Raw genomic sequence first — 8,492 nt, forward strand, 5'->3', positions numbered from 1 at the left:
ACTGGTGACTGGGGACTGGGGACTGGGGACTGGTGACTGGGGACTGGGGACTGGTGACTGGGGACTGGGGACTGGTGACTGGTGACTAGAAAGAGGCAAGGGGTGCAGGGTACAGGGGAGACTATTTTTCCCAATCACCAATCACCAATCACCAATCACCAATCACCAAACCTTACTTTTGGTTGCGAAGCTTTAACTTTTATTTACTTAAACTTTACTCGATTCCCAGCCAAGAGTATGATGACTTGCTAGTTATCCAAATTAAACATTGTACAAGCCGCTTCGTGTTGTACAAAAAACTTCTTGTTTTGTAATAAAAGGAAACAACTCAATGAGACGATTGTTTGCTTTGATTTTAGCGATTGGTCTTTGGTTCAATTTTGCCCCCTCAGCTAATGCTCTGGGCGCTAACCTTGTTCCCTGTAAAGATTCTCCCGCTTTTCAAGAGCTTGCCCTAAATGCCCGTAATACCACCGCTGACCCTGAATCTGGTAAAAAGCGGTTTGAACGCTATTCTCAGGCTTTATGTGGTCCTGAAGGCTATCCTCACTTGATTGTTGATGGTCGCTTGGATCGGGCTGGAGACTTTTTAATCCCCAGCATTCTCTTCCTGTATATCGCTGGTTGGATCGGCTGGGTTGGCCGCGCTTACTTACAAGCGATCAAAAAGGAATCTGATACTGAGCAAAAAGAAATCCAAATTGATTTGGGTTTAGCACTACCCATCATTGCTACTGGGTTTGCTTGGCCAGCAGCTGCAATCAAAGAATTTCTCTCTGGTGAATTAACCGCTAAGGATTCAGAAATCACTATTTCTCCACGCTAATTCATCTGCTCTCATTCACTTGTTTTTGGAGACTAAATTCATGGCTGACAAAGGCGAACAATCATCCTATTTGATTAAGTTCATTTCTACAGCACCTGTAGCCGCTACCATATGGCTGACCATTACAGCGGGCATTTTGATCGAATTTAACCGCTTCTTCCCTGACCTACTTTTCCACCCTCTACCATAGGGTAAAACGGGTTGATATCAGTAAACAGTACCCAGTAAATACATCAAATCTGATTGCTGTTTACTGATAACTGAATCAATGCCACCCCTTTTGAATTTTGAAGCTTGAATTTTGAGGCAACATAAAATATGGCACAAGCAGTAAACGCATCCAAAAATCTCTCCAGTGATCCCAGAAATCGGGAAACTGTAAGAGCAGCTGGCGGTAATCCTCAAGATGGAAACTTGGAAACCCCAGTTAATTCTTCTCCCCTGGTTAAGTGGTTTATTGGTAACTTACCCGCTTATCGTCCTGGACTAAATCCTTTTAGACGCGGGCTGGAAGTAGGTATGGCTCATGGTTACTTGCTCTTTGGACCTTTTAATAAGTTAGGTCCTCTGCGGGATGCTGCTAACGCTAACTTAGCTGGTTTATTGGGTAGTATTGGCTTGGTTGTAATTCTTACAGCTTGTTTATCCTTGTATGCTAATAGCAATCCAGCATCAGCACTTCCCAGTGTAACTGTACCTAACCCTCCAATGGATGCTTTTAACTCCAAAGAAAGCTGGAATAACTTCGCTAGTGCTTTCTTAATTGGTGGTATTGGTGGTGCTGTAGTTGCTTTCTTTTTGACTGTCAACTCTGGACTGATCCAAGGTTTAATCGGTTAATTTAATCTGTGGTAATGGGTAATTGGTGATTGGTAATTGTTAATCATTTTTGCCAATTACCTATTACCTATTACTCAAATAAAACAGCTTCAATTTGATTTAAAGCAGTTTCCAAATCATCATTGACAATTTGAATATCAAATTCTGCTGCTGCTTCTATTTCCTCTTGGGCGCGATTTAGACGACGGGTGATCGCCTCTTGAGAATCTTGTCCTCTTCCCCTTATCCGTTTCTCTAGTTCTGCAAACGAAGGCGGTAGTATAAAAATACTCAGTGCGTTAGGGTAGGAATCCCTAATTTGTCTTGCCCCTTCCAATTCAATTTCTAGTATCACTAATTTACCAGACTGAATTTGCTCAAGCACCGCTGCACGGGGAGTTCCGTAATAGTTACCAGCAAATTCTGCCCATTCCAAAAATTCCCCTTGAGCAACTAATTTTTCAAACTGGCTGCGGGTGATAAAGTAATAATTTTGTCCATTAATTTCTCCTGGACGGGGAGAACGAGTCGTGGCAGATACTGAATAATAAAGCTCTGGATGAAGTTGGAGGAGCTTTTGCATCAAAGTTCCTTTGCCAACTCCACTAGGACCAGTTAAAACAATCAGTTTGCCCAAAGACGGACTTTCTGGGGTAGTAGCACCACTAGGTATGGGTAAGACTTGCATTATCCCTTCAACTTCTGAATTCATCAATAAACGTTATTCATTAGTCTTATGCTTTGTTGCGAGAGCAAGCTAAGACTAAAGAATTAGAATTGTAGCACCAGTGACAGAAAACTTGTCTAATTGATATCCTAGCGTCGATATAGCATAAATAGGAGGGGTTGACAGCCCCACCTATAATTAGTTATCAGCAGTCTGATGCTCACGGGAAATGACAAACCGATTTGCTACCGTTTCTGGCTGAATCGCTGATAAAATAACATGACTGGAATCAGTGATAATGACAGCCCTAGTTCGTCTACCATAGGTGGCATCTATCAGTTGCCCTCTATCTCTAGCGTCGGTAATAATGCGCTTAATTGGGGCAGATTCTGGACTGACAATGGCAACTACTCGATTAGCGGAAACAATGTTGCCAAAACCGATGTTGATTAATTGAATATCCATAAAAAAAATAGGCGCTCAAGGCGCGAGGAAAAGTTCTTGATAAACATATTCTCATGTTATACATAAAAAATGAGAGTTACAACGATTAAAGTCTTGATATCTTGAGTTTTTAAATCACAACTCCCGGCTTTTAGCTTTTTATCAGCTATAAATGCTAAAAATATTTCTAAGGATATATAGAAAATTATATTCATAAAAGGTAGTCGTCGCTAGATTGCCCACCAATACTGTTCGCTTAACGAAATTTACGTATTGGAGATCCCCCATTATCCCCCTTGAAAAGGGGGAATTTAATTTGTGTAAGCGGGCAAGATGCCCACACCACAAGACTTGACACTGCAAAGACAATCTGCACAAAAAATTATTGATTCGTTTACTTGGATTACAGCAATTTTCAGGTAAATAAACCACATTTTGATTTAGGTTTCGTGTCAACAATGTAGGGGCGTTCGCGAAGCGTGCTGGAAGCATCAGCATTCGGACAATTAATTATCGGTTTTTACCTAAGACTAAGCTGTTACACAGCTAAATTGTATAATCCTAATATTCTGAACTCTTGTTTAACAGGCAAGATGCCTGTTCCACTTATACAAATTAAATGCACAACAGCTTAAAATCTAAAATCTAAAATTTTTTCGGTCAATAAATGAAGTTTTGTAACAAATTTGAGTATCTGCGTAAAAACTACAAGCTGTGAAAGAAAACCAAACAGGAGCAGACAAGTAGTTGGCGTATTGATTGGAGGAGATGGAAGAATGAGCAAACACAGTCTATTAAATAAAGCTGTATATAGGGTTTGCTGAATAAACCTAAAACCTTGATATATCAAAGGTTAGAGGCTGATAAACACAGAAATTAGTGCAAGGGTTTTGAAGGGTATACCAGAAAAAGTGTGCATTTTTTGGGATTTCAAGAGATGGCAAAGAAATTTTCAAATCTCCTCCTGACACAAGAGGGCAACCACGGGGGGTTTGCCCCTACTGACTCCTGACTCCTATGCCCTCACGGAAAGACTTTCTCAGCAACCCCTATTTACTGATATTCTGCATTAAGAAGCTTTATAGCGTTGGTTTTTCCAGGTTGAAATATTAACTGTATCCGAATTGTGTATCAAACGATGATGAACAACAGATTCTTACAATGTGCAAGTGTAATATGCACTATATTTACCGTTCTTGGGGTGAATAGCTTTGAAAAGCAGCTATCCTTCAGGGAGCAAAAAGCACTGTACTCTAACCTTGTACTAGCACAAACATCCCAGGAACAGATTGCCCGCCAAGTTTATCAAAAATCAAGTCCGGCTGTGGTGACGGTTCAAACAGGTCAAGGTCATGGTAGTGGTTTTATTATCAGTAAAGATGGGTTAATTATCACCAATGCTCATGTCATTAAACCACTACCAAGAAATGAAGAAGAAGTAGAAAAGTATAATCCAAAAGATTTCCCCAGTGTAGTGACTGTTGTTTTTTCTGATGGGAAGAAAGTCGCGGCTGATGTATTGGGTTTTGGTAAAAATGGATTAGATTTGGCAGTGCTGCAAATTCATAATCAGAAAAACTTGCGGACACTTGCTTTAGCTGCGGCTGGATCTGCGAAAGTAGGCGATCGCATTTTCACTCTTGGTACTCCTCTGGATGCAGATTTCAAAGACACTTTTACCCAAGGAAACATTACTCGTATTGATTCCAGGACTGGAGAAATTCAACATGATGCAGTCATACAAGGAGGTAATTCTGGGGGACCACTTCTTAATAGCAAAGGTCAAGTGATTGGCGTGAATACAGCAGGAATTGTCGGACCGGGAAAATTAAATAGTGGGATGAATTTTGCTATTCCTGTTGCTCAAGTGCAATCTTTTATTACTGCTGCCAGAAAAAAAGATATTTCTTCTGTCTCTACCCTATTTAAGAGATCCACAAAACCTGCTATTGCCAGTATCTCACTTAACGGTCAGATCATTAATGGCAATTTAAATCCAGAGGATGGTATTGCTTCTGAAAATGGTAACTTTATGAATTTATATCAATTTCAGGGTCGAGCCGGTCAACGGGTAGTAATTGAAATGACCAGTCAGAAAATTAATTCACTTTTGAGTTTATATCAAGTGAGCGAATCTTCTGAAGGTCAAATTTTTTATAGCAAAATAGCCGAAAACGATGATAGAGGGGCTGGTGATTTTAATGCTCAAATAGATATGACATTACCAGAAGATGGAGTTTATATAATAGTTGCCACTTCTCAACAACGAGGAGAAACTGGAAATTACAGTTTACAGGTAACAGCTAAACCTTAAATAGTGGGTATATTTTGCTAAAAAAGGATTTTTCAATGAACAGGAGTCAGTTTTTTAACGGTTACAGAAAAAAGCACTATTTGATAATCTAACAATTTATCAAATATGTGATCCATTACCTTAAAATAATGATTTTTTAATTTATCAATCTCAACAACAATATTATGCGACAACAATCATTTTTCATCACTTTAGGACTAGCTGCTGTCACATCTTTAGCAACTATTAGTCTACCTGCCAATTTTAGCCAATCAACTGCTGCCGAATCACAATCAAATCAAGTCACTTTCCTTTGTCAGTCAATGTTTGATCCAGCAAGTGGTGAGAGAATTCCGACTACAGTTGCTTGGATTCCTGAAAGAAAAGGTCATGTGTATTTTATTGGCTGGAAATCTGAATACTTTAATCAAGGTGGCTGGACTCCAGCAGAACGCTGTCAAAAAGTCTCGCAAAAATTCCAAGAGTTTTATGAACAAGGTCGTTTGAATTTTCTGGCTACTGGGAAAATTAAAGGATATTCTGTTATCTGTGGTGTTCTTAATCAAGGAGAAACTTGCAATCCTAGTAATCAACTATTTACCTTAAAAACAGGGAGTGATGCTGAGGACGTAATACAAAAGTTAATGGATATTGCTGACGGTAAAAGTGGAGGGATAATTTTCCAAAATTCAGGTGAACAGTTGTATGTAAGTGTGAAAGATTTTTTAAAAAAATCCCCCTTAACTAACAATAATTAGAGATTATTTTCCGAAAACCGGGGTAAGCACGGGGGCGCTACCCCTACATCAAACACACATATTGTAGGGGCAATCCCCCTGTGGTTGCCCCCAAAAACGGGGTATTTACGACAAATATGGGGTATTTACCATGAATATGAATACGGGGTAGGCACGGGGGCGCTACCCCTACATCAAACACACATAGAAATCCTAAATACGTACATTTTACATAATTTACAAATCACCCATCATGAACATGAATACCAAAACAGTCAGCATTTTCTCTTTAGCATTTTTATTAGTTTCCACTTTGACTATTGAAACTTCATCTAATTCTATCTCCCTAGCAGCAATTGATAATATCAGTTGTCAAATCAAAGCCGATAATGGTGACACTGGAGCATATTCCCAAAAACAACTACAAACCATCGCCAAGAGAATTACAGTCAGAGTAATAGGTGATAATAACAGCGGTTCAGGAACACTCCTATCTAAACGAGGAAATACTTATTTAGTTTTAACTAATTCTCATGTAATTAGAGGAGTTAACAAAATTTCTTTAACAACAGCAGATGGTAAAACCTATAATGCACAAACAGTTCCTAACACTAACTTTAATAAATTTGACCTAGCATTATTACAATTTCAAAGCAATGAAAATTACTGTTTACAAGAAGTAGCTAATTCCGTACCTAATACTGAAATGGAAGTAATGGCGGCGGGATATTCTGCTACCAAAGGACAAATAGTATTTCGCACTGGTAGAGTAGAAAAAATAGCCGATAAACCACTAAAAGAAGGCTATCAAATTGGTTATAGTAGTGATATTGACCAAGGAATGAGTGGCGGTGCAATCATTAACTCTGTGGGACAAATCATAGGGATAAATGGTAGAAGTGCATACCCAATATTAAATACAGGTTATGTTTATCCTGATGGTTCACGTCCTAGCAATGCAGAAATCCAGGAAATGCGAAAACTCAGTTGGGGAATACCAACTTCCACCTTATTAGCACAAGTAAAACCAGAAATTCTCACCGCCTATTCCTTACCTGTACCAAATATTTCCCAACCAGTACCAGACGTACCAGCATTAACAGGATGGTTAGGAGAAATAGAACAAAAAGCCAAACAAATAACCGTGAGAATTGATAGTAGTAATAATAGCAACGGTTCAGGGGTAATTATCGCTAAAGAAGGAGATACTTATACTGTTTTAACTGCGGCTCATATTTTCTGTGAAAGTGAAAATGAAACTCAATCCTGTGGACTTTTTAATTATTCAATTCTTGCCCCAGATGGTAAACAATATCCTATAGAAAAAGGCAGTATTAAACTAGAATCAGGAGTAGATTTAGCAGTAGTTAAATTTAGAAGTTCCGCAACATATCAAATTGCCACCTTAGCAAATCACAACCCAAAAGATGATGAATATATATTAACAGCAGGATATCCCAAATTAGGGCAAACATCACCTTGGCGGTTGACAATGGGGCAGATTTTTAGTAAAGAACAAGGATTATTTCAAACTACCCAATCAGATTTTAGAAACAATAGTTCTGGGAACTCAGGAAATGTCAGTGCAAGTGTTAGTCAAAGTGCAGTTTCCTTAACCGGAGGATATGAATTAGTTTATAGAAGTATCACCTTTGGAGGAATGAGTGGGGGACCAGTATTAGATACCCAAGGAAGAGTAATAGGTATTCATGGACGTGCTGAGGGAGAAACAGCTATTGATGAAAAAACAGGTGATAGAGGTAGTAGTGGTGGAAAAGTACAAATAGGTAATAGTTTAGGTATTCCTATCAGTACCTTTTTAGCAATAGCAAACAAACTAGATACCCAAGGACAAAAAGTAGAAACTACCCCAGCAGCAAAATTAAATCAACAACAAGTTAACTCTATACAAGCAGCAATATTATCAGTAGATGTTTCCAAAGGAAATACTACCGCCAGTCAATGGATAGAAAGAGGAAATCAACTGTGGCGTTTACGTCGTTATCAAGAAGCTATAGAGGCTTTTGATAGAGCGATTCAGCTAAAACCAGCCTTTATTCACTTAGCTTATTATGGCAAGGGTTTGGCTTTATGGTGGAATAGACAAGATAGAGATGCTATAACTGCATTTGAGCAAGCAGTGAAAAGTCAACCTGATTTTGTTGCTGCTTGGAGTCAGCTAAGTATAGTTTATAGAGACTTACAGCAACCAAAGGAAGCCTTACCAGCAATCAATAAAGCCATTGAACTTCAACCAAATAATCCTAATTTGTATAATGAGAAATGGGTTGTATTATCTGATTTAAAAAGGTATGCAGAAGCAGAGGTAGCGATAAATGAAGCGATTAAACTCAGCCCCCGTTCGGGATTTTACACCAATCGCGGTAATCTTTACAGTGACCTGAAAAAATGGGAATTAGCACTGGCAGATTTTAACCAAGCTATCAATATTAATCCTGATTTAGCTCTGGCTTACTACAATCGCGGTAATCTTTACTATGAGCAGAAAAAATGGGAATTAGCACTGGCAGATTATAACCAAGCTATCAATATTAATCCTGATGATGCTGATGCTTACAACAATCGCGGTTTTCTTTACTATGAGCAGAAAAAATGGGAATTAGCACTGGCAGATTATAACCAAGCTATCAAAATTAATCCTGATTATGCTCTGGCTTACAACAATCGCGGTCTTGTTTACTATGA

8 protein-coding genes are annotated in these 8,492 nt (G+C 38.8%); 6 read left to right on the forward strand and 2 right to left on the reverse strand.

The genetic code is table 11. From position 1 onward, the window contains the following. The first annotated feature begins 331 nt into the window (after window positions 1-331). The 3 genes from H6F47_RS25725 to H6F47_RS25735 all read left to right on the forward strand — a co-directional run bounded on the left by H6F47_RS25725 (window position 332) and on the right by H6F47_RS25735 (window position 1,666). Window positions 332-826, forward strand: coding sequence for a Photosystem I reaction center subunit III (locus tag H6F47_RS25725; protein WP_096565858.1), 495 nt, complete (start codon window positions 332-334; stop codon window positions 824-826). 40 nt (window positions 827-866) lie between these two features. After that, window positions 867-1,016, forward strand: a complete 150-nt coding sequence (gene psaJ / locus H6F47_RS25730) for a photosystem I reaction center subunit IX (protein ID WP_096565856.1) — start codon at window positions 867-869, stop codon at window positions 1,014-1,016. Between the two features lie 128 nt (window positions 1,017-1,144). Next, window positions 1,145-1,666, forward strand: coding sequence for a photosystem I reaction center protein subunit XI (locus H6F47_RS25735; RefSeq protein ID WP_137669457.1), 522 nt, complete (start codon window positions 1,145-1,147; stop codon window positions 1,664-1,666). Between the two features lie 70 nt (window positions 1,667-1,736). Here H6F47_RS25735 and gmk read toward each other — a convergent pair whose 3' ends face one another. Continuing rightward, window positions 1,737-2,333, reverse strand: coding sequence for a guanylate kinase (gmk, locus tag H6F47_RS25740; RefSeq protein ID WP_190651615.1), 597 nt, complete (start codon window positions 2,331-2,333; stop codon window positions 1,737-1,739). Window positions 2,334-2,510: 177 nt separating this feature from the next. Next, complete coding sequence (locus H6F47_RS25745; RefSeq protein WP_096565850.1) at window positions 2,511-2,777, reverse strand: DUF370 domain-containing protein; 267 nt, start codon at window positions 2,775-2,777, stop codon at window positions 2,511-2,513. Between the two features lie 1,117 nt (window positions 2,778-3,894). On the opposite strand from H6F47_RS25745, the gene H6F47_RS25750 reads away from it, so the two are divergent. From H6F47_RS25750 to H6F47_RS25760, 3 genes are all read left to right on the forward strand, one after another. Continuing rightward, the gene (locus tag H6F47_RS25750) at window positions 3,895-5,070 is read left to right on the forward strand and encodes a trypsin-like peptidase domain-containing protein (protein ID WP_190651608.1); all 1,176 of its coding nucleotides are present in this window, start codon (window positions 3,895-3,897) and stop codon (window positions 5,068-5,070) included. Window positions 5,071-5,234: 164 nt separating this feature from the next. Next, entirely contained in the window at window positions 5,235-5,807 is a 573-nt protein-coding gene (locus H6F47_RS25755; RefSeq protein WP_190651610.1) for a COP23 domain-containing protein, read from the forward strand. Between the two features lie 238 nt (window positions 5,808-6,045). Beyond that, on the forward strand, window positions 6,046-8,492 hold a 2,447-nt coding region (locus H6F47_RS25760; RefSeq protein WP_190651613.1), incomplete at its 3' end, for a tetratricopeptide repeat-containing serine protease family protein.

It is taken from the genome of Sphaerospermopsis sp. FACHB-1094 (genome assembly GCF_014696195.1).
Lineage (GTDB): Bacteria > Cyanobacteriota > Cyanobacteriia > Cyanobacteriales > Nostocaceae > Sphaerospermopsis > Sphaerospermopsis kisseleviana.